Origin of the sequence: Megasphaera vaginalis (ex Srinivasan et al. 2021) (assembly GCF_000478965.1) — a bacterium.
Taxonomy (GTDB): Bacteria; Bacillota; Negativicutes; order Veillonellales; family Megasphaeraceae; genus Megasphaera; species Megasphaera vaginalis.
In genome coordinates, this window is sequence record NZ_AWXA01000004.1 from 19476 (window position 1) to 39863 (window position 20388).

Below are 20388 nucleotides of genomic sequence, written 5' to 3' on the forward strand. Positions count from 1 at the left end.
CGCGGTTCTTGACAAATAAGGACAAGAAAGGTATAATTTAACCGATCAATGAATTAATTGAATGGTTATTAACAAAAGGAGTCGATATATATGAAACCGATCGAATTGAAAGAAGCTACGTTTGCCGATCAAATTGCCAAAGGTGTAACGCTGGTTGATTTTTGGGCCGCTTGGTGCGGGCCGTGCAAGATGCAGGGACCTATTTTGGATGCGTTGGCCGCCGATTTGGGGGATGCCGTTACTATCGGCAAGATAAATGTCGATGATGAGGCCGCTTTGGCCGGCCGGTTCAACATTCGCAGCATTCCGACGCTGGCTATCTTCAAAGACGGTCAGCTGGCCGATATTTCCGTAGGGCTGCAGAGCAAAGAAGCGCTGCGCGCCAAGATTGACGCCATATTGCAATAAGGATGGGATACAGATGTATGATGTTGCCGTTATTGGTTCCGGACCGGCGGGGCTGACTGCCGCTATTTATTTGGGACGTGCCGGTTTGAAGCATGTTGTGATACAGGGACCGCAGCCTGGCGGCCAGTTGATGACGACCAGTGTCGTCGAGAATTATCCGGCCTTTCCTGACGGCGTCTGGGGACAGGAAATGATGGAAAAAATGGAGGCGCAGGCACGGAGATTCGGTACGGAATTTTTGCTGACGAAGGTGACCGCCGTAGCGGCAGGCAGACCGATCCGTCTGACCTTGGAAAACGGCGATAGCCTGGAAGCAACGGCGCTGATTCTGGCGACGGGGGCCAGTGCCAGGTATTTGGGACTTCCCGGCGAAAAGGAAAATATCGGCCGCGGCGTCAGTGCTTGTGCCACATGCGACGGTTTTTTCTACAAGGGTCAGGAGGTCGTTGTTATCGGCGGCGGTGACGCAGCCATGGAAGAAGCGCTGTTTTTGACGAAGTTTGCCGCTCGTGTCACCGTTGTTCATCGTCGCGACAGTTTGCGGGCTGCGCAAATTATGGTACAGCGGGCGCAGGCGAGCGATAAGATTCAATGGAAGCTTGATTATACGCCGTTGGAAGTGTTGAGCGACGGAGCGGGAGTCTCCGGACTGGCGCTCAGGAACAATAAGACCGGCGCGCAGGAGACGTTGTCTGCAAGCGGTATTTTCGTCGCTGTCGGGCATCAGCCGAACACCGGCTTTCTGGCGGGAGTCGTGGCCCTCGATTCGCAGGGGTATATCCTTACGAAGGATAAATCGACGGCAACGTCGACGGCAGGGATTTTTGCTGCCGGCGATGTACAGGATAGTCGTTACCAACAGGCCGTCACGGCGGCTGGAAGCGGCGCTATGGCCGCTCTTGACGCCGCCGGTTACGTTGCGCAGCCGGTTGAATAATCACCGCCGATAAAGGGACGCGCTTTTTGATTATGACCGACTTGGTTTCGGTATATACATATAGTTGACAGGGTTCTCACCCGATTTGCTGTTGCAAATCGGGTGTTTTTTGATATACAATTACGCTACACTGATCGTATTAATGGGGGCCGGGAGCGGCGCCCCAAAAGGAGAATCCATGAAAAAACGATTGTTTGGTCTGTGTCTTTGCCTGTTGGCGGGAACCGCTGCGTTTAGCGGCGGTGTGAATTATGACATGATGCGGCAAGCGGCGCCGAAAGAAGTGACAAATATGGCGACCATTCCGGATGACACTTATGAAGCGGCCGTCATTTTGGGCGCCGGCGTACAACATAATTATCCCATGCCTTTGCTGAAAGAACGGCTTGACGGCGGCATTGCCCTGTATGAGCGGCAGAAAGTAAAAAAATTAATTTTGTCAGGCGTGAACGAAGCTGGTGCTAATCAAACGGAGGTAATGGCGGCTTATGTCACGGCGGCCGGCATTGATCGACGTGATTTGATTATTGATGAGGCGGGTACGATTACGTATGAAAGTATGCGCCGCGCACATGACGTCTACGGTTACCGCCGCGTTATTGCCGTTACGCAGGCTTATCATATGGCCAGAGCCATTTATTTGGCGGATCATCTCGGGCTGGACGTTATCGGCTATGTGCCGCCGGGCGTTCGGTACCACGATCAATGGATATGGGATTTGCGCGAGGTTCCGGCCCGTGTCAAAGCCTGGCTCATGATTCATTTTTTCGAAAGATGACGGCCGGCGGCGAGCGCAGAGGAGACGGGCACGGATGGCTGTAAAATGAAAACTGTTTTCATAAATAAACAAAAAAGCTAACTATTCTTGCAAAATGAAATGAATAGCCCTATAATTTTCTTATAACGTAAACTGTCAGCGTGTGCGTTGCAGAAAGGGGCTGTCCAATGGATTCCTTAGACGAATTATATTATACGATGTTAAAAAATGCGGCGGACAATAAGAAAGAGATTGCGCCGGAAGATGCCGATCCGCATATGGTTGATTGTCTGGCTAAGTCCGACAACACCTTGATTTTTCGAACGAAGCCGTGCCTCTGTCCGCCCGATGACAGGCCCTGTATCGACGCTTGCGCCTGGGATGCTGTCAAAGCCGACGGCGAGAACGGGGTCACGATCGATCAGACGCAATGTGTCGGCTGCCAGGCCTGTGTCGATGTTTGCGCTCTTGACGCGCTGAAGACGAAAAAAGATATTATTCCCGTCGTCCGGGAGCTGCACGAGTATGACGGACCGGTGTATGCCCTCGTGGCTCCGGCTATTTCCGGTCAGTTCGGTCCTGCGGTTACGCTCGGCAAAGTGCGGACGGCGTTGAAGAAGCTGGGCTTTACCGGCGTTTTGGAAGTGGCCGCCTTTGCCGATATCCTGACCTTAAAAGAAGCGCTGGAATTTGATCGCAACATTCATGACGAAAATGATTTTCAGCTGACCAGCTGTTGCTGTCCCATGTGGATCGCCATGATCAAAAAGTTATATCATCAGCTTTTGCCGAATGTTCCCGGCTCGGTTTCGCCGATGATTGCCGGCGGCAGGACGGTAAAAGCTTTGCACCCGCAAGCCAAGACCGTTTTCATCGGCCCCTGCATGGCGAAAAAGTCGGAAAAGAATGAACCCGATCTGGCTGGTGCTATCGATTATGTATTAACCTATCAGGAACTGAGCGATCTTTTAACCGTAACGGATATTGATATGGCCTCGTTGCCGGAAGATTCGCTCCCCCACGCGTCGAAAACCGGTATTTGTTATGCCTATGCCGGCGGCGTTGCCGCAGCTGTGAAGACGACACTGGAAAAACTGAATCCGCAACGCGCCGTTACCATTCGGACGCGTCGCGCCGACGGCGTACCGGCCTGCAAAGCCATGATTAATGATATTCTCGCCGGCAAGCGGGACGGCAATTTTTTTGAAGGGATGGGATGCATCGGCGGATGCGTCGGCGGTCCGAGAGCTATCATCGGGAAAGATGAAGGGAAAGAGCATGTACAGGCGTATGGCGATTCGTCTCATTATGAAACGCCGATGGATAATCCGTACGTCATTGAAATGCTGAAACGATTGGGTTTTACAACGATTGAAGAATTCCTGACCAAGAGTGATCTTTACGATCGGAATCTGGATGGATAAAGCAAAAAGCTACCGACAGAATTTTTCTGCGGCAGCTTTTTGCTTCCTTTCTGTCAGCCGGTGAAAGGGGCCGTTTATGTAGAATCCGCCGCCCATATTGTACGCTGGCGTTTGCTGTGCTATACTTAGTCAGCTTTGAGACGCTGCGGCGCTTTTCCCTTCTGTCGTCAGGCGCGGCGGAGGGAGAAGAAAGGGCGCGGCGATGTTTTTCGCGGCCTGTATTCTCTTTGGGGTGTTATTCATGTTTCAACGGGACAGCTATAAAGTAAAAGCGAAGGAACGGGTTCGCACCCAAAATCCGTATACGTTGTTGGCACTCAGTTTTCTTCTTGCCATGCTCTTGGGAACGGCTCTTTTGTCGTTGCCCTTTGCCGCTGCCGATGGCGAAACAACAGATCTTGTCGATGCGGCGTTCACGGCTGTATCCTGTGTCTCCGTCACCGGGCTGGCGACTGTCGACACTTATCGTCACTGGTCTCTTTTCGGCCAATCCGTTATGGTCCTGCTGATTCAGCTGGGCGGTCTGGGAATCATGACTTCGACGACGTTACTGGCTCTCGTCTTTGGGCAGCATATCGGCCTGCAACGACGGCTGCTGCTGCGCGATGATATGGGAAACGGCAGTATGCGGGGATTGCTGCGCATTACGAAGCATGTCGCTTTCCTGACCTTTGCCGTTGAAGCCGCAGGCGCAGCGGTCTACATTGTTGCCTTATATCCTTACCTCGGAACGACGGCCATTCGCAGCGGGATTTATCAAGCCGTTTCCACTTTTTGCAATGCCGGTTTCGTCTTTTTTGACAATGACTTGCCCTATGCGATGGCCGGAGACGTTCTCTTTTCCCTGACGACGAGCGTGCTGATCATGCTTGGCGGTTTCGGCTATATGGCTATTTTCGAGCTTTGGGATACGGGCAGACGGTACGGCGTGAAGGCAGTGTCCGTCAATACGAAGATCATGCTCTTGGGGACGGCGTGCTTAGTGATTGGCGGCACCGTGTTGATCTTAATCCTGGAATGGGGCAATGGCGCTACTTTGGGGCCCCTCGATACGGGGCATAAGGTCGTCGCGTCCTTTCTGCAAGCCGTGACGCCGCGTACGGCCGGTGTCGCCACCTTGGATTATGGCGCCATGCGGCCGGCAACGCTGTTTCTGACGGTGATGCTGATGTTTATCGGCGCCGGGCCGAATTCGACGGGCGGCGGTATCAAGATTACGACGGCAGCTGTCATGCTGGCGGCGGCCCGTTCCATTTTCAGCAATAAAGCGGACGTTGAACTATTGGAGCGGCGCATTGCGGAGGTGCAGGTTCGGCGTGCTTTCAGTATTTTCTTTCTCTCGCTGTTTCTGGTGCTTACGGCCGTCTTTTTATTGACACTGTACGAGCCGGCGACATTTTTGCAGCTTCTCTTTGAAACGACGTCTGCCTTCGGTACCGTCGGCTTGACTACGGGCATTACTCCGACGTTGCAGCCGCTAAGCAAATGGATTCTGATCTTTGTCATGTATACCGGGCGTATAGGCGTGCTGACGCTGGTCGGCATTGTCGCACTGAAGCGGCAGGCGCCGAAGCCGATCCGATACCCGGAAGGCGACATTTTATTGTAAAAGAAGGGAACAGTATGAATAAAAGAGTTATTGCCGTTATCGGTTTGGGGCGTTTCGGGACAACCGTCGCCAAAGCCGTTGCCGATTTGGGGCACGAAGTGCTGGCCGTCGATGTCGATCCCGACAGAGTACAGAAGATCAGCCCTTACGTGACGCATGCCGTCATTGCCGACAGCACAGATGAAGCGGCGTTGCAGTCGCTCAGCCTGAATCAGTTCGATGCAGTTGTCGTCGCTATCGGCGCCAATAAACAGGCCAATCTGATGACGGCCATGCTCGTTGAAGAACAAGGCGTCCGGCGCGTTATCGCGAAAGCGCAAGATGAACTGCAAGGCCGATTACTGGAAAAAATAGGCGTCGACACCGTCATTTACCCGGAGTCGGATATGGCGATGCGATTGGCGCAGATGCTGACGCGCCGACATGTTGTCGATTACCTGCAGCTTTCAGCCCAAGCCGGTCTGGTAGAAATGGAGACGCCTGAGTTTCTCGTCGGAAAAACGTTGAAAACATCGGGGCTTCGTGAAAAGTACAGGCTTATCGTTGCCGCTATCCGGCACGATGAAAATCTGATCGTAGCGCCTGACCCGGATATTCCCCTGGCGGCTGAAGATAAACTGATCATTATCGGCAGGGATGACGATATCCACAGGCTGGAAAATACATAGAGACGAGAACGGCGCCGGCTGAAGCGGCGTCGGAACCTGAAAAAAGAGCGCGCAGTAATCTGCGCGTTCTTTTTTTCGAAATCGACAGATGGCATCGTCCGGAATAGCGGCGCTGACGGACAGTAAGAAAGGAGGCTATTGTCGGACGTTTCAAATCGGTATATGATAAAAATGGAGGTGTCGCTATGGGGATGTCGTTTGAAGCGTTCAATGCGAGTTTGACCGTTCTGGCACAAGGTGCTGACGAAGATCTGAATAATCTGTATATTCGTAACGGAATTATCCGTCTGTTCTGCAAGCAGTTTGACGCCGCCTGCGACCTGTTTCGCAGTATGCTGCGGCAGGACGGCGACGCACTGACCGTTATGGGAACGGCGAAGGAAGTCATTATGGCCGCGTATGACAGCTATTCTTTTGTCGAAGAGGACGTATGGCTGGCGATGCTGGAAGACCGTGCCGGCAGAAATCGGCAAGAGCCCGACAGCGCAGTCGTATGGCGCATTTTTTCCGTGTACGTGCCGGCGCTGCAGCTCCTGGCGGTGGAAGCGACTAAAAAAATGTATGATTGACAGGACCGTGCACATCCTGTATGATTAAGAGTAGTTAGGAGCTTTGTGGCCCTAGCTTTTTTTAAGTTGACCCATTCGCCTTGACGTGAGGCTGTTCTTGTGATACATTATATAAGCAGTCTTGCGCAAAAAGCAGGTTAACTATTACGAAGTGAGGTGTAAGGAATGCGTACAGCGATTACATTGGCATGCACGGAATGCAAACAGCGTAACTACCGAACCAACAAGAACAAGAAAAACAATCCCGACCGTTTGGAATTGAAGAAATATTGCCCGTTCTGCAAAAAAGAAACGTTGCATAAGGAAACGAAATAATCGGTTGTAGAAGAGATTCTCCGGAATCTCTGTTGCCAGTGAGAGGATATATGTCACTTTCAGCGTCAGAAAAAGCAGTACAAAAGAATAAACGAAAAAAGGATTCAGGTCGATTCCTCCAGGGCGTTAAGGCGGAAATGAAGAAAGTTATCTGGCCGACGAAAAAAGAGCTGATCAATTATACGGTTATGGTCATTGTGGCAACTATCGTAGTCATGGCGATCATTGCCGTTTCAGACGGCGTTTTTTCGCAGCTTTTCCGGCTGCTTCGCGCCGCAATCGGTTAGGAGGCGTGTGCTAGGTGGAATCTGAAAAGAAATGGTACGTCATTCATACGTATTCCGGCTATGAAAACAAAGTCATGGCGACGTTGGAACGCAAGGTCAAGTCTATGGGCCTTGAAAATGTTATCAATCGCATCCTTGTACCGATGGAAGATGAAGTTGACATTAAAGACGGACAGAAGCGCACGGTAAAACGTAAGGTTTTCCCCGGATATGTTCTCGTTGAAATGGAAGTCAATGACCGGTCCTGGTATGTTGTCCGCAATACGCCGGGTGTTACCGGCTTTGTCGGTTCGGCGACGAAGCCGATTCCTTTGGAAGCGCATGAAGTGGAACGCATACTGAAATCCCAGGGACTGGATACGCGGCAGAAACCCCAGATTACCGTGGCAATAGGCGAACAGGTTCGGATCATATCGGGGCCGTTCGAAGATTTCATTGCGACAATTACGGAGATTAATGAAGAAAAGAGTACGCTCAAAGGCCTGATCAATATGTTTGGCCGTGAAACTTCAGTAGAAGTCGACTATTCTCAAATTGAGAAAAGTCTGGAATAAAAACTTCTAACCTGCGGCGTTCTGCCGCGAGTGGGAGAATCATCGCGATTCGCCGTACCACATCTTGTAATGTAAGGAGGTGTAACTCACCATGGCAAAAAAAGTAGCTAGAATGGTAAAACTTCAATGCGAAGCCGGTAAAGCAACGCCGGCGCCTCCGATTGGCCCTGCATTAGGTCAGGCTGGCGTCAACATTATGGCTTTCGTCAAGGAATTCAATGAACGGACTGCAAAGCAGGCCGGTTTCATCATCCCTGTTGAAATTACCGTTTATGAAGATCGTTCTTTCACGTTCATCACCAAAACCCCGCCGGCAGCTGTCTTGCTGAAGAAAGCCGCGGGCTTGGACAAAGCTTCGGGCGAACCGAATAAAAAGAAAGTTGCGAAATTGGGCCGCGATAAGGTCCGTGAAATCGCCACGACAAAGATGCCCGACCTCAACGCCAACGACGTTGAACAGGCTATGAAGATGATTGAAGGTACTGCCCGCAGCATGGGCATCGATATTGTCGACTGATTGACACTATCGGCCCGTGGAAGGGGATATCCCCGTTAGACCACATAAGGAGGAAATAAGATGGCAAAAGTAGGTAAGAAATATGCTGAAGCCGTAAAGCTTTTTGATAAAGCCACGTTGTACGATCCGGCAGAAGCTATTGACATCTTGAAAAAGATGGATACTGCCAAATTCGACGAAACCGTTGAATTGGCCGTCAACTTGAACGTTGACCCGAAATATGCCGATCAGCAGGTCCGTGGTGCGATCGTGCTGCCGAATGGTATCGGCAAGACGAAGCGCGTCCTCGTATTTGCTCAAGGCGATAAGGAAAAAGAAGCCCTTGAAGCCGGCGCCGATTATGTCGGTGCAGACGACATGGTGGAAAAAATCCAGGGCGGCTGGCTCGAATTTGACGTGGCTATCGCTACGCCGAACATGATGGGTAAAGTAGGCCGCTTGGGTAAGATCCTCGGGCCGAAAGGCCTGATGCCGAACCCGAAAGTCGGTACGGTAACGATGGATGTGGCTAAAGCTGTTTCCGAAAGCAAAGCAGGTAAGGTTGAATATCGTACGGATAAGGCCGGCAATATTCATTCTCCTATCGGCAAAAAGTCTTTCGAAGCAAATAAATTGATCGAAAACCTCACTGTTCTCGTCGATACCCTGATCAAGGTCAAACCGTCGGGAGCCAAGGGTCAGTACATCAAATCCATCACGGTTAGTTCCACGATGGGACCTGGCGTGCACATTAATCCTTTCAGCGTAAAGAGTGCCGTCAAAACGGAAGAATAAAATATCTCTCTTAGCTGTAGACTGAAGGTATGTATAATGGACGTAAGTCCGCCATCTGAGGCTATGAAACTAGATATGTGAAAGACTAGTTCGGGCCTCGTACTGTATGTATGAGGCCTGTTGTATTGCTAAGGCGATATCGATCTCACATTAAGGAGGTGTATCGAAAGAATGTCTATGCCTGAAAAGAAAGCCGTATCACCGGCTAAAGTCGCAGTTGTTGCGGAAATGAAGGAAAAGCTTCAAAGCGCACAGGGCGCTGTTCTGGTCGGCTTTAACGGCCAGAGCGTTGCTGACGTTACCAAGCTTCGCCGTAAATTCCGTGAAGGCGGTGTTGAATACAAGGTCATCAAGAATACATTGACCCGTATTGCCGCCAATGAACTCGGCTATAACGATTTGGATCCGTTCCTGGAAGGGACGACGGCGCTTGCTTATTCTACGGAAGACGTCATTGCTCCGGCCAAGATCCTGAAGCAATTCATCAAAGAAACGAAGACCGAAACCTTGACTGTCAAGGCCGGCCTGGCTGACGGTAAGGTCATTGATGCCGCTGCCGTTGACGCTTTGGCCAGCTTGCCGAGCCGCGAAGAATTGCTTGCCAAATTGCTTGGCAGCATGAATGCCCCGATTACCGGCCTGGTCAACGTACTGCAGGGAAATATTCGCAACGTTGTGTATGCGCTTGAAGCCGTTCGCGCCAAAAAAGCTGAACAGGAAAGTGCGTAAGCTCTTTCTGCAATTTATTCCGTTAACACTGATTAACACCTATGGAGGGAATTTAACATGACAAAAGAAGAAATTTTACAAGCCATTGAACAGATGACTGTTTTGGAACTTTCCGAACTCGTAAAAGACATGGAAGAAAAATTCGGCGTATCCGCTGCTGCTCCTGTTGCCGTAGCTGCCGCTCCTGCTGCCGGTGCTGCCGAAGTTGAAGAAAAAGATGAATTTGACGTTATCCTCAAATCTGCAGGCGAAAAGAAGATCGGCGTCATCAAAGTCGTCCGTGAAGTAACCGGCCTCGGCTTGAAAGATGCCAAAGATTTAGTTGACGGCGCTCCTAAGACCGTTAAAGAAGCAATGCCGAAAGCTGACGCTGAAGCTCTTAAGGCTAAATTGGAAGAAGCCGGTGCTTCTGTAGAACTGAAATAATTTCATTCGTGAAATTATAAGCTCTGCAAATCGCATGAACATGCGATTTGCAGAGCTTTTTTGTTTCTTGAAAATGCGCGTTTGATACTACTTTGATACTAAAAGTTCTAAAAATTAAAATTAACCGTATCTAATTTTTCGGAAACTTCGGTTTGTTTATGGGGATAGAGGTGAGAGTAGATCTGCAAAGTCGTTGTGATTTTTTCATGTCCCAACCGGTCGGCTATGACCAATGGTGAAAAACCCATTTCTATGAGCAGTGATGCATGAGAATGACGTAGGTCATGCAGCCGGATGACTTTGACGCCAGTCTTTTTTGCCGTTGATTTTAATTTTCGGGAAAGACTACTCTTATTGAGGTTGAAAAAATGCGCTGTTCCGGCGAATAGAGACGATTTATGTGGCCTTGAAGGACTTGGCATAGGAAGATGGGGATACTAACGGTGCGGTGGCTTTTAGACGTCTTCGGTGTCTGTATTACTTTGGCCCCTGTGACTTGAACGTAATTTTTATTGATTTGCAGTGTATGGGCTTGGAAATCACAGTCTGCCGGCGTGAGAGCCAGCATTTCTCCTAGGCGCAGCCCCGTAAAGAAAAGCGTTGTAAAAGCGACGCGGAAGCTGATATCCTTTTCATCGGTCAGGCCTTCCAGGAACGTTTTGAACTCGTCTAAGGTCCAGAAGGATAGGTGTGGTGATTGACTGCTGCCGATAGTTCCTGCTTTGTGTACCGGATTTTCTGGTAAGTTGTAGTATTTAACAGCATAGTTGAAGAGCGCTGACAACTTCGTGTTAATAGAGCGTTGATAGGTAGGGGCAAGATTGCTGTGCTGAATCAGTTCGGTTTGCCATTTTCGGATCATAAGCGGTGTAATCTGGTTGATGGGCATATTCGAAAAAGCGGGCAGAAGCCAGCGTTTGATAATATTTTGGCTGGTATATTGCGTCGTCGGTTTTAGACGGCCTTCGTTGTCGCTAAGATAGTTCTGGCAGAGATTGTTGAAAGTGATCAAACTGCCCTGAGTCAGCTCGTTGAAAAAATCTCTTTCGTGTTTTTTGGCTTCCTGGGATCGATTGAAACCGCGTTTTAGTTTTTGGTGACGCTGGCCGCGCCAGTCCCGGTAATAAAATTTAGCATAGTATTTTTTTGTCTTTTCATCTCGATAGACAGGCATTGTTCTTCCTTTCTTCTATTGCCCGGTATCTTCCCGGCTTCTTACGTAGAGCTGCTGATTGTCAGCATCATACCAAAAAGATGTATCTCCACGTAAGAGATTATTGATCATATAGACCCCGTCGAGCGTAGTTCTTGTGGTTTTGTTAACTGTGTAGGTAAATCCTATACTTAGGAATAGAAGCACTATGAGAAAGATGAGGAGCATTTTTAGAATCCATTGTCGTTCATCGACATTTCTCTGGATACGTATTTCTGAGTCTAGGACGTCGTCCGAGAGGTCCTCCCGTTCTCTTTTTATCGTTTCAATCGCTTGAGTACAGATTCTGTCATTGTCTCTTTGAAATTTCTGAAGCTCTTTCGTTAGATCAGTGATATGTGTTTCTAGTTCCGCGTTTTGCGCTTCTAGTGCATTGAACCGATCGAGTATTTCTTTTTGTATTGTTACTTGGCTCGGTGTAAGTCCGTTTTTGTTTACTAATGCCATGGGTGAGACCTCCTTTATAGACTCCATCCGCGATATATTTCCTTCTCGATACGTCGGAGCTTGCTTTTCTTTTTATAACGGCTTTCGTCGTCAATCTGGCTGTGGATACGATAAGAAGCTGCTTGCTCAGAATCAAAAGCCTTAAATAGGCTGGGTTTATCGTAGTTGAGTCCAAGTTTCTGACCTCTAACTTTCTTTCCGTTGGGATGGATATAGGTCATACCTCGGCCATGGTCACGTGTGATGACGATGCCCCACTCGTTTTCCAACATTGTTTTAAAATCGTCGTAATTTTTCGCTTCTTGTTGGACTGCGCTGATGACGTCTCTCAGCTCTTGTTTCCAGACGTCTTGGCCTCGAGCTGCTGCCCAATATTCACCGTTTGCAATTCCTTCACTACGCTGTGGAATCGGTTGTAGACCACGCCTTTGGCAAATCTCGTTGATGTATTCTTTCATCTGTCTCAAGTCATGACGAGATGTGTGGAGTTTTTTTCCAGTATCTTGGTTGACAGCATTAACGACGATGTGGTCGTGTAAGTGCTCCGTATCGGTGTGGGTTACGATGACGAACTGGAACCCTTTTTTTCCGAAAAACTCTTCGGCGCCTTCGATGCCCAGTGTATTAACTTCGGATGGAGAAAGATTTTTTGTCTCTTCCGGACTGAAAGCTAAAATGAAATGATAATATCGTCGGCCTTGCGTCTTACCGTAGAGCTGCTGTACTTGGTCGAATTGCTTTCCAAATTTATCAGCTCTGACATTGAATCCGTAGATGACGCTATCTTGGATCTTCTTGTCCTGTAATAAATAGTCCTCAATCGCTTGAGGATTGCGACGACTTGGTAGCGCTTTTAGGATAGCCATGTATTATCCCCTCTTTTTGGATTTTTATTTTCTTTAACTCTAGCTTTTTCAATTGAATAGAAGCGTCTAGTTTTTTCTGCATTTCCTTTGTTTTATTTTCTTCTCGGCAAAGATTTAAAAAATCGCGATGATATATTTGGAGTTCTCGGAGATACGCCTTCCTTGCGGTCAAAATTTCGTCGCAGCAGGTATCGAGCTTTTGTATTAGTTGATGTAATTCTTTTTCCTGTTCAGTAAAGTGTTTGCCACGGTGGAGCGAACGGGCTATTTGATTTAGATTGACGCCAATGCGATGAAGTTCTTTCATGAGTCCTTTGTCTTCATCGTCGCGTTCTTTTTCTTCGGACAGTGCGTGGCGAAGAATATATGATGTTAAGGTTAGCTGTTCTTCTTTCGCATGGAGAATCAGCTGCTGTTTTTGCTCATTTGTGACGCGAAAATAAATGCGGCAATTTTTCATTTTTGAATCCTTTCTGGGGGGATTCCCAAGGGGGCAGAGCCCCTTTGGGCAAGATGGCCTATTGCTCGCTGTGCGAACAATAGGCCATCTTGCCACCCACCTAAAAACACGGACGTGACGGTCAGGGCATCCGGTTACTAGTTGTCGGATGTATCGAAGATATCTCAGTAATTGTCGGGAAGAAAATTTTGATAAAGATGCCATCCTGCCTATCCATAAGACGATGAATAATATTAATGGACTGACAAGGTGGGGGGGAATCCTGTGAATGTAGCCGATAAGTCAGAAAAGCTTGTAGTGATTCGCTATGGCCTCATAAAGATATCCCATTGGATTATCTTTCTTTTTACTGTTTTGGAAGTATCGTTAGAGTCCGGTTTTCGTGATTGGGTCTTTTTTTATGGCAATGTGTAGCTTACAGAGCGCCGGACCGGAGAAGCCCACCTCTTTTAGATCTTCTAGAGTGCAGAAGGACTCACCTTCCATTATGTTATGTTGTGTTAACCTTTTTTTCATTAAATTGTATTATGTTATGTTGTATTGTATTGTCATGTAAATTCATGTTGTCTGTCGCGGTATCTGCCATGTTATCCGCCACGACAGCTTCGTGTGATTCCATGGAATTTCCTGTAATCTCCATGGAATTTCCTGTAATCTCCGTGGAATTTCCCGTAATTTCCAGGGAATTCCCCGTAATTCGATTGTTTTCAAGGGGGAAAAAGCTAGTGCTTTCCTTTATTTTAATATATTGATTACTGGCAGAATTTGTTTTGTCTTTTTATCGTTTTTTGTAATTGCGACCATAATTTGAGCATGGGGGAATTTTTCGGCTAACAGTGGTAAGCGGTCACTATCTCTTTTTCCCCGGATATCCAAATTTCGGTTATGCTTGAGATAGTCGGGAAGAAAACCAATGGTAGGTTTTTCCAAAAACCAAACGTATTTTTTCTCTTCCAATTCCGTTAAGTCAGAAAACTGTGTGTGACTGGCTTCCATTGGCAGATATGCATCGACAATACCATCATCAGCAGCATACATTAATAAGTAAAAGTAGAGCAGTTTTGCTGTTGGAGGCAAGGTTAAAAAACGGCCGCTATTTACGGTTGAAATATCGATCATTGTTTGAGATTTACCCATGGTTAACTCCTATCGTATAATGTACTTTTTGGCTAAAATTTGATATAATAAAAATGATAATTTTTTGAGAGCTCCGGACCTGTGGTGCAACACGGGGCGGAGCTTTTTAAATGGAAATTTTTTCTTCAAAATAACGACGATTGACGCGGCCGCGAAGAACCAGCTTTCCTTTTTTTGTCAACTTAGCATTCATTTGTCGAATGATACTGTACGCACGGGACGGTTTGATTTGCAGGATTTCTGCAACATCAGCAGCGGTAAGCATGATTTTTTCGTTGTTTTCCATAAAATAATCTCTTTTCCAAATGATATTCATAATAAGAAGAAAAATACTTCATTAAATGAAGCAAGTATCTATTAACCAAATCATATCACTTTATTAAAAGGAAAACAAGGGCTATGGACTATTCTATTTATTTTTCTAAAAGATTAAAATTATTACGAACCACCTATGGATTGTCTATGAAGACTTTATCAACTACTTGGGGCTATAAGAATACAGGAACAATTAGTCAATTTGAAAATAATAAAAGTGTACCTTCTTTTAATAGTTTGATTCAAATTGCTAATTTTTATGCGGTGTCTTTAGATTGGCTGATTGGAAGATCAAATATTATATATACAAAGGAATCTGTTTTTGAAGGAGAAATAGCGCTGCACGAGCAATTTATGAATTTGGGGGAGCAAATTGGATTTAATTATATTGCAGCATTGCAGAAGGGCTGGGAGTTTATGGCTCCAACGTATCTTTATAAGGATAAAAGAGAAAAATACTATTCTTTAGATGTCCGAGCGAATATAGTTGTACTACATAATCTTGTTACGCTTGAAAATTTGTATTGGTCTTGGTATTACCTTGAAGGGATGTATAGGAAGAAAGGGCTTTTGGATAGATTGCAAAAGCTAGCGAAACTCTTCAAAAGTGATGATAAAATCGTTGAATATCTATCGGCAAAAGAGAAGGAAAAAACGGAAATTCTATCATCTTTAATTTGTTTAGATACACAGATTATTGATGGCAAGGAGGCAAAAATAAAAAGGACGGTTCCTGTATATGATGTAGCAGCCGCCTACCGCAAATTGCAGCAGGAAACAGACGATACCAATGAATAATTTATCCATTTGCAAAGTCCATTTATCTTAAGGGGTTATCAAATCATGATGACCTCTTTCTTTTATTATTTAATAGCACTGAATAATCATAAACCATGTCTGCCGATTTATAATCTTAAAGAGTCTCGGTTTGATAAATATATGATGAAATACAAGTCGTAATGCGGATGTTTAATGATAAAAGAACATTACTTTATGCGCTCTGTGCTGTTATATTACAATTTGTTGAATTTATGTATTGTTTTTTGTAAAATACAAACATAGTATTCATCGTATATTTAACCGAGGTGAATGGTTCAATGAAATTTTCCTTTTCGTCATACAGTCTGGCTTTTGTGTTGACTGTACTCCCTTTTTCAGCTTTGGCGGCCAATTCAGTCCTGCAGCAAGAACAATTAGAACAGGCACGGCAGAACGCGGCATTGCGAGAGTCACGTTTACAGTCTCGTCCGGTAGTTTCGTTTCCAGAAACAGAAATGGGAATCGATACGTCTGCCGGTTTGCCGTCGGGGCCGTCTTTTTTTATTCGCCATGTTGTACTTGAAACAGAAGACTCGACATTTTCTTTTCTCTCTTCCTATATTCACGATTGTGAGAATAAGAAGGTGAATTTAAAAGATATAAATCAGGTTGTTCACAAAATGAATGAAGAATTGCTCAGAAGAGGCTATGTGACCAGTCGGGTTGTCATTCCAGAGCAGAATATTGCCGACGGTATCCTGCGGCTTCATGTCCAGGTAGGACGGATCCATCAAGTGCGGTACAGTGAAGGCAGTGCCCATCTACCGTGGAGAACCTCTTTTCCTATCTGGGAAAGTGATATTTTGAACGTACATCTGCTGGAACAGGGCATCGAGCAGATGAAGCGTCTGAGTTCACAAGATGTCCACATGGAACTGGTACCGGCAGGTGTCCCAGGAGAAAGCGATATTGTTCTGACAATTCAGCGCACTTCCCCGGTCCACGGCATCCTTTCTATCGATGATTCCGGCCTCAGTGAGACTGGGCGTTGGCAGCTTAGTGCTGGACTTGGTATCGACAATCCTTTTTATGCGAATGATTATCTTCAGGTAGATTTAAACGGTGATGGCATGGCCGACGGGTATAAACGCGGTACACGGGGAGCGCAGCTCTATTACCGTATTCCTTACGGCAAGGAAAACTTCTCTATTTCTTACAGCCATTATAAATATCATCAGACTGTTTCCAATACACCGTATGATTTCATCAGCAGTGGGAAGAGTAACATCAGTATGGTTTCCTGGGAACACCTCATCAGTCGGAACCAGCACCGGAAAACGAACTTCGATGTCAGCCTCCGTAAGCGGGATTCTCATTATTACATCAACGATTTGGAAATCCCGGTCCAGACTCTGCATACGACCGCTTTGGAAATTGGGCTATCACAGCAGTTATATCACGGTGAGGATATGTGGTACGGACGTCTCGCCCATCGCATGGGCTTGGGCTGGTTCGGTGCGATGCCGGAAAATACCTATGAAGATGGGCCTAAGACACGCTATCATATGTGGATTTTTGATATGGACTATCGTCATGCGTTTACGATGGGGCATCGGCCGGCAGCTTATACTTCGTCTCTTCACGGTCAATGGACGGCGAAAGGAGACCGGCTTTACGGTGTCGATATGCTCAGTATCGGCAATCGCTATACGGTACGTGGGTTTGACGGAGAAATGACCTTGATGGCTGAAAGCGGTTGGTATTGGCGCAATGAGCTTTCCTCCCGAATTGAATCTCTGCACAGTGATATCTATCTTGGTGTTGACACAGGGGCCGTTTATGGTCCGGCTACCGAAGACCTATTAGGGCACACGATTGTCGGTGCTGTCCTCGGTATGAGGGGCGATTTCCCGTCTGGTATTTCTTATGATGCCTTTATTGGATGCCCCTTATATAAACCCGATGGATATCGTACGGACCGCGTCACGACCGGTATTACGCTGAGTTGGCGCTTTTAAAACATATTTGCAAGTAATGGAAGAAACGAGATGACAGAAATGAAATATACAATTTTGACGCGACAAATTACAGCCTGGATGCTCATGAGCCTTTTTATTGCCGAACCGGCGGCCATCTTTGCAACGGATGCACCGATTTCGTCGGATTCTAAAGCTCCTGCTGCCCATCAACCACTGGTACAGCAGACGTCGAATGGTATTCCTTTAGTACAGATTACGGCTCCGACGGCCTCCGGGGTATCGCGCAATTTGTATACTGATTTCAACGTTCCGGAAAAGGGAGCGGTCCTGAACAATGCCCATAAGGTGACGAACACCCAGCTTGCCGGATATGTCCAGGCGAATCCCAACTTAGGACGTGGTACCGCCAAACTTATTGTGAATGAAGTGACCGGAACGAATAAAACGGCCATGAAGGGCTTTCTGGAAGTAGCGGGCGACCGGGCCGGAGTCATTGTTGCCAATCCGAACGGTATCGCTGTCAATGGAGGCGGATTCCTCAATACATCGCGGGCTATGCTCACGACGGGGCGACCGCGGTATGCAGAAAATGGCGACGTTGCTTCGCTTCAGGTGGCGGATGGCACCATCCAGGTAGAAGGTAAAGGCCTTGACGCATTAGAGACGGATCAGGTCGATATGCTGGCACGGGCAGTGCAGATTAACGCCGGTGTCTGGGCGAAAGAAGTGCATGTCGTAACAGGGCGCAATGAGGTTACGTATGGTTCCTTAGAGATCGCACCAGCAGCATCAGAGGAAGACGGTGTGCGTACCGTCCCGAAAGTGGCACTGGATGTGGCCGCACTCGGCGGCATGTATGCCAACCGGATTTATCTTGTGGGTACTGAAAAAGGGCTGGGCGTCAATGTTAGCGGTATGATGTCAGCCTCTCAGTCGTTTGCGCTTGAAACTAATGGAGACCTGCATATTACCCGGACGGGTACCGCTTATAGTGAGGATGCTTTGAACCTTCATACGACCGGCACCGTGACAAATGAACAGACTTTGGCCAGTCGTGGTGAGGCTGTTATCCAAGCGGATAGTGGGATGGTCAACACCGGTGTCGTCGGTGCCGGCGTCAGTCGGGACGGCAAGGTCCAACAAAAGGGGAATCTCACGGTTAAGACAACAACCTTGCAGAATGATAAAGCCCAAGTAGTCAGCGGCGGCAGCTTGGATGTACAGGCCCAGACGATTTCCAACCGTGAAGGGGAAATATCTGCTCAGGGCGACGCTGCCGTTCAGTCTGCGCAGACCATGGATATGGAGAAGGGGAAAGTCTCTGCGAAAGGGAATTTGACGATTCAGTCAGATGCCCTGTCGCTGCATGGCGTCATTGCCAGCGGGGGTGAGGCGACGATTACCACACATCAATCTCTGAGTAATGACCATAGTGCAGAAAACATGGGGACGGTTATGGCTGACGGAAACCTTACGCTGCATACCGATGGGACATTGACGAACAGCCGTAAGATAGAAAGCGGCAAGACCCTTACCGTTGAAGCAGGACAGGGAATCCATAATACCGCGACCGGAGAAATGAATGGACAAGATGTCTCTCAACAAACGACGACCCTTGATAATACGGGGCTGATTAATGGGACGCAGCACATCTCCGTGACGGCAGAAAATATCGTTAATCACGAAAATGGGCGTATTTATGGGGATGACGTGACCCTTCGGGCGGACCGACTGGAAAATCGTCGTCAGGCTGAGCTGGAAGAAAAGCTTGCCGCAGCCATGAAGACACTAACAGAAAAAGAAAAGGCTCTCGAAGCTGCCTATGCGGCCGATGTCACGAAATATACCAGCAGTACACAGGAAGCACAGTATAAGGCGGCTATTGCCAGTGCAGATAAAGCCTATGAGGCTCAACTCGCGGTTGTGAATTCTGTCCGGGCAGAACTGGAGGAACATAAAGCCGGGACGATTGCAGCCCGTAACTTGTTGACTGTACAGGCAAAATCTATCGAAAACCGACATAATGCGATGTTGTACAGTGGTGGAGATATGCAGTTAACGGCTGCCGACACGCTGACCAACCAGGGAGCCTCTATTGAAAGCATGGGGAACTTAACGATTCAGGCCGGGCAGATTCGCAATGAAAACGACGCATTCGCTGCTAAACGCGTCAGCAGCGAATGGGTAGATAATCCAGAGAAAATCCGTATCGATCAGGCGGGTCATCCCGAACAGGGAGAATCCTTTGACCGTAGTGAGTTCTCGAACCTTTCCAGCGGCTATAGGGCTTATCATCATCCGAAGGCTATGCCTACGTATGCTCCGGCTTATGATACAGTAGAAGCTCCGGAACCCGGAGAAACAGCAGACCCGGATCATCCGGTCGGCAGTCTGATTGCGAATTATGAATGGAATGACCCTATTTTTCAGACCTTTGGCCTGACACCCATGGTGACAAGTCGACCAGATACGGTTGGCGACGCACAGCGTGCTTGGGACAGTCAGTTCCAAACGCTCTTGAATCAACTGGATGAAAAGATTACGGCTTACAATGCACAAGCCGAAAAGCATAATGCGGCCTTAGGACTGACAGATACTCAAAAGATTAACAATTATACGATTATCCGCAGCCATTCTCAGACCTCGCATGAAGAAGTACAGTCTACTAATGCCGGGATTATCCGCAGCGGTCAGGCTATGAATTTAGACGGGGCCGTTTATAATGACAACAGCCAGATTACGGCAGGGAGCACCCTTATCGCTTCCGGCACCGTCGTTAATACGTCGAAGGAAAATCAGGAACGGACTGTAACGTTTGGGACGACCCAGGGCAGCTATACCTATAAGCTCCACTGGCCTCATAAGGCGAGAGTCCGCGGTTACAACTTGGAAGTATTCATGACACCCCAAGTAGAGTTAAGCAACACCTCGTCGCTGGCTGTAGGTGCCTATGCAGATCACGGCACAGTCCCGGCTCGTCAGGATATTACCGAGACGGCACGAAATAAGGTCTCTTCCTATTTGGATCCTTTTTCCCTCGATACAAAAAATCCGGAATGGACACCGTCCTCCTGGCAGATAACAGCCGCCAATTTAACGAGTTCCCTTTATACGCTCCATCCAGAAACGACTGCGAAATACCTTGTCGAAACAGATCCGGCTTTTACGAATAAACGAAATTTCCTGTCTTCGGACTATATGTATCAACAGATGCAGTGAAATCCGGATAAAGTACCGA

Annotated in this window: 24 protein-coding genes; 17 read left to right on the forward strand and 7 right to left on the reverse strand. The window is 47.7% G+C overall.

The window, feature by feature from the left end; genetic code table 11:
* Positions 1-90: 90 nt before the first annotated feature.
* The 14 genes from trxA (at position 91) to rplL (ending at position 9974) form a co-directional block, all read left to right on the forward strand.
* Positions 91-408, forward strand: a complete 318-nt coding sequence (gene trxA / locus HMPREF1250_RS00375; protein ID WP_023052596.1) for a thioredoxin — start codon at positions 91-93, stop codon at positions 406-408.
* 13 nt (positions 409-421) lie between these two features.
* Positions 422-1345: a thioredoxin-disulfide reductase gene (gene trxB / locus HMPREF1250_RS00380; RefSeq protein ID WP_023052632.1), complete on the forward strand. Its 924-nt coding sequence runs from the start codon at positions 422-424 to the stop codon at positions 1343-1345.
* 178 nt (positions 1346-1523) lie between these two features.
* Entirely contained in the window at positions 1524-2123 is a 600-nt protein-coding gene (locus tag HMPREF1250_RS00385) for a SanA/YdcF family protein (protein WP_023052592.1), read from the forward strand.
* Between the two features lie 167 nt (positions 2124-2290).
* Positions 2291-3526, forward strand: coding sequence for a [Fe-Fe] hydrogenase large subunit C-terminal domain-containing protein (locus HMPREF1250_RS00390; RefSeq protein ID WP_023052696.1), 1236 nt, complete (start codon positions 2291-2293; stop codon positions 3524-3526).
* Positions 3527-3728: 202 nt separating this feature from the next.
* The gene (locus HMPREF1250_RS00395; protein WP_071784744.1) at positions 3729-5135 is read left to right on the forward strand and encodes a TrkH family potassium uptake protein; all 1407 of its coding nucleotides are present in this window, start codon (positions 3729-3731) and stop codon (positions 5133-5135) included.
* 14 nt (positions 5136-5149) lie between these two features.
* Positions 5150-5803 carry a potassium channel family protein gene (locus HMPREF1250_RS00400; RefSeq protein ID WP_023052616.1) on the forward strand — a complete coding sequence of 218 codons (654 nt, stop codon included), beginning with the start codon at positions 5150-5152 and terminating at the stop codon, positions 5801-5803.
* 185 nt (positions 5804-5988) lie between these two features.
* Positions 5989-6372 carry a nucleotidyltransferase substrate binding protein gene (locus HMPREF1250_RS00405; protein WP_023052668.1) on the forward strand — a complete coding sequence of 128 codons (384 nt, stop codon included), beginning with the start codon at positions 5989-5991 and terminating at the stop codon, positions 6370-6372.
* Positions 6373-6537: 165 nt separating this feature from the next.
* Positions 6538-6687 (forward strand): 50S ribosomal protein L33, encoded by a 150-nt coding sequence (rpmG, locus tag HMPREF1250_RS00410; RefSeq protein WP_014015374.1) that lies wholly within the window; start codon positions 6538-6540, stop codon positions 6685-6687.
* Positions 6688-6737: 50 nt separating this feature from the next.
* Positions 6738-6974: a preprotein translocase subunit SecE gene (secE, locus tag HMPREF1250_RS00415; RefSeq protein ID WP_023052607.1), complete on the forward strand. Its 237-nt coding sequence runs from the start codon at positions 6738-6740 to the stop codon at positions 6972-6974.
* Positions 6975-6988: 14 nt separating this feature from the next.
* Entirely contained in the window at positions 6989-7528 is a 540-nt protein-coding gene (gene nusG, locus HMPREF1250_RS00420; RefSeq protein WP_023052637.1) for a transcription termination/antitermination protein NusG, read from the forward strand.
* Positions 7529-7619: 91 nt separating this feature from the next.
* Entirely contained in the window at positions 7620-8045 is a 426-nt protein-coding gene (gene rplK, locus HMPREF1250_RS00425; protein ID WP_023052663.1) for a 50S ribosomal protein L11, read from the forward strand.
* Positions 8046-8105: 60 nt separating this feature from the next.
* The gene (rplA, locus tag HMPREF1250_RS00430; RefSeq protein WP_023052628.1) at positions 8106-8819 is read left to right on the forward strand and encodes a 50S ribosomal protein L1; all 714 of its coding nucleotides are present in this window, start codon (positions 8106-8108) and stop codon (positions 8817-8819) included.
* Positions 8820-8990: 171 nt separating this feature from the next.
* Positions 8991-9548, forward strand: a complete 558-nt coding sequence (gene rplJ / locus HMPREF1250_RS00435; RefSeq protein ID WP_023052626.1) for a 50S ribosomal protein L10 — start codon at positions 8991-8993, stop codon at positions 9546-9548.
* Positions 9549-9605: 57 nt separating this feature from the next.
* Complete coding sequence (gene rplL / locus HMPREF1250_RS00440) at positions 9606-9974, forward strand: 50S ribosomal protein L7/L12 (protein WP_023052688.1); 369 nt, start codon at positions 9606-9608, stop codon at positions 9972-9974.
* Positions 9975-10081: 107 nt separating this feature from the next.
* On the opposite strand, the gene HMPREF1250_RS12235 is transcribed toward rplL, so the two are convergent.
* From HMPREF1250_RS12235 to HMPREF1250_RS00470, 7 genes are all read right to left on the reverse strand, one after another.
* On the reverse strand, positions 10082-10396 hold the full coding sequence (locus tag HMPREF1250_RS12235) for a tyrosine-type recombinase/integrase (protein ID WP_081696462.1): 315 nt from the start codon (positions 10394-10396) through the stop codon (positions 10082-10084).
* Complete coding sequence (locus HMPREF1250_RS00445) at positions 10303-11148, reverse strand: site-specific integrase (RefSeq protein ID WP_023052595.1); 846 nt, start codon at positions 11146-11148, stop codon at positions 10303-10305. The genes HMPREF1250_RS12235 and HMPREF1250_RS00445 overlap by 94 nt, the downstream gene beginning before the upstream one ends.
* A gap of 15 nt (positions 11149-11163) precedes the next feature.
* Complete coding sequence (locus tag HMPREF1250_RS00450) at positions 11164-11634, reverse strand: hypothetical protein (RefSeq protein ID WP_036242134.1); 471 nt, start codon at positions 11632-11634, stop codon at positions 11164-11166.
* 14 nt (positions 11635-11648) lie between these two features.
* A complete protein-coding gene (locus HMPREF1250_RS00455) occupies positions 11649-12500 on the reverse strand; it encodes a relaxase/mobilization nuclease domain-containing protein (protein WP_023052586.1) in 852 nt (283 codons plus the stop codon).
* Positions 12451-12960 carry a plasmid mobilization protein gene (locus HMPREF1250_RS00460; RefSeq protein WP_036242136.1) on the reverse strand — a complete coding sequence of 170 codons (510 nt, stop codon included), beginning with the start codon at positions 12958-12960 and terminating at the stop codon, positions 12451-12453. The genes HMPREF1250_RS00455 and HMPREF1250_RS00460 overlap by 50 nt, the downstream gene beginning before the upstream one ends.
* Positions 12961-13695: 735 nt before the next feature.
* A complete protein-coding gene (locus tag HMPREF1250_RS00465; protein ID WP_023052644.1) occupies positions 13696-14097 on the reverse strand; it encodes a hypothetical protein in 402 nt (133 codons plus the stop codon).
* Positions 14098-14203: 106 nt separating this feature from the next.
* A complete protein-coding gene (locus HMPREF1250_RS00470) occupies positions 14204-14383 on the reverse strand; it encodes a hypothetical protein (protein WP_023052590.1) in 180 nt (59 codons plus the stop codon).
* A gap of 113 nt (positions 14384-14496) precedes the next feature.
* Between HMPREF1250_RS00470 and HMPREF1250_RS11000 the strand changes: the two genes are divergently transcribed.
* From HMPREF1250_RS11000 to HMPREF1250_RS10785, 3 genes are all read left to right on the forward strand, one after another.
* Entirely contained in the window at positions 14497-15210 is a 714-nt protein-coding gene (locus HMPREF1250_RS11000) for a helix-turn-helix domain-containing protein (RefSeq protein WP_023052638.1), read from the forward strand.
* A 299-nt stretch (positions 15211-15509) separates the two neighbouring features.
* Positions 15510-17189 (forward strand): ShlB/FhaC/HecB family hemolysin secretion/activation protein, encoded by a 1680-nt coding sequence (locus tag HMPREF1250_RS00480; RefSeq protein ID WP_023052635.1) that lies wholly within the window; start codon positions 15510-15512, stop codon positions 17187-17189.
* 39 nt (positions 17190-17228) lie between these two features.
* A complete protein-coding gene (locus tag HMPREF1250_RS10785; RefSeq protein WP_196806830.1) occupies positions 17229-20369 on the forward strand; it encodes a filamentous hemagglutinin N-terminal domain-containing protein in 3141 nt (1046 codons plus the stop codon).
* Positions 20370-20388: the final 19 nt, after the last annotated feature.

Bases quoted from the DNA above. Each gene is read 5' to 3' on its own strand.
- trxA (WP_023052596.1), top strand. From the start codon at position 91: ATGAAACCGATCGAATTGAAAGAAGCTACGTTTGCCGATCAAATTGCC.
- trxB (WP_023052632.1), top strand. From the start codon at position 422: ATGTATGATGTTGCCGTTATTGGTTCCGGACCGGCGGGGCTGACTGCC.
- HMPREF1250_RS00385 (WP_023052592.1), top strand. From the start codon at position 1,524: ATGAAAAAACGATTGTTTGGTCTGTGTCTTTGCCTGTTGGCGGGAACC.
- HMPREF1250_RS00390 (WP_023052696.1), top strand. From the start codon at position 2,291: ATGGATTCCTTAGACGAATTATATTATACGATGTTAAAAAATGCGGCG.
- HMPREF1250_RS00395 (WP_071784744.1), top strand. From the start codon at position 3,729: ATGTTTTTCGCGGCCTGTATTCTCTTTGGGGTGTTATTCATGTTTCAA.
- HMPREF1250_RS00400 (WP_023052616.1), top strand. From the start codon at position 5,150: ATGAATAAAAGAGTTATTGCCGTTATCGGTTTGGGGCGTTTCGGGACA.
- HMPREF1250_RS00405 (WP_023052668.1), top strand. From the start codon at position 5,989: ATGGGGATGTCGTTTGAAGCGTTCAATGCGAGTTTGACCGTTCTGGCA.
- rpmG (WP_014015374.1), top strand. From the start codon at position 6,538: ATGCGTACAGCGATTACATTGGCATGCACGGAATGCAAACAGCGTAAC.
- secE (WP_023052607.1), top strand. From the start codon at position 6,738: ATGTCACTTTCAGCGTCAGAAAAAGCAGTACAAAAGAATAAACGAAAA.
- rplK (WP_023052663.1), top strand. From the start codon at position 7,620: ATGGCAAAAAAAGTAGCTAGAATGGTAAAACTTCAATGCGAAGCCGGT.
- rplA (WP_023052628.1), top strand. From the start codon at position 8,106: ATGGCAAAAGTAGGTAAGAAATATGCTGAAGCCGTAAAGCTTTTTGAT.
- rplJ (WP_023052626.1), top strand. From the start codon at position 8,991: ATGTCTATGCCTGAAAAGAAAGCCGTATCACCGGCTAAAGTCGCAGTT.
- rplL (WP_023052688.1), top strand. From the start codon at position 9,606: ATGACAAAAGAAGAAATTTTACAAGCCATTGAACAGATGACTGTTTTG.
- HMPREF1250_RS12235 (WP_081696462.1), bottom strand. From the start codon at position 10,396: ATGCCAAGTCCTTCAAGGCCACATAAATCGTCTCTATTCGCCGGAACA.
- HMPREF1250_RS00445 (WP_023052595.1), bottom strand. From the start codon at position 11,148: ATGCCTGTCTATCGAGATGAAAAGACAAAAAAATACTATGCTAAATTT.
- HMPREF1250_RS00450 (WP_036242134.1), bottom strand. From the start codon at position 11,634: ATGGCATTAGTAAACAAAAACGGACTTACACCGAGCCAAGTAACAATA.
- HMPREF1250_RS00455 (WP_023052586.1), bottom strand. From the start codon at position 12,500: ATGGCTATCCTAAAAGCGCTACCAAGTCGTCGCAATCCTCAAGCGATT.
- HMPREF1250_RS00460 (WP_036242136.1), bottom strand. From the start codon at position 12,960: ATGAAAAATTGCCGCATTTATTTTCGCGTCACAAATGAGCAAAAACAG.
- HMPREF1250_RS00465 (WP_023052644.1), bottom strand. From the start codon at position 14,097: ATGGGTAAATCTCAAACAATGATCGATATTTCAACCGTAAATAGCGGC.
- HMPREF1250_RS00470 (WP_023052590.1), bottom strand. From the start codon at position 14,383: ATGGAAAACAACGAAAAAATCATGCTTACCGCTGCTGATGTTGCAGAA.
- HMPREF1250_RS11000 (WP_023052638.1), top strand. From the start codon at position 14,497: ATGGACTATTCTATTTATTTTTCTAAAAGATTAAAATTATTACGAACC.
- HMPREF1250_RS00480 (WP_023052635.1), top strand. From the start codon at position 15,510: ATGAAATTTTCCTTTTCGTCATACAGTCTGGCTTTTGTGTTGACTGTA.
- HMPREF1250_RS10785 (WP_196806830.1), top strand. From the start codon at position 17,229: ATGAAATATACAATTTTGACGCGACAAATTACAGCCTGGATGCTCATG.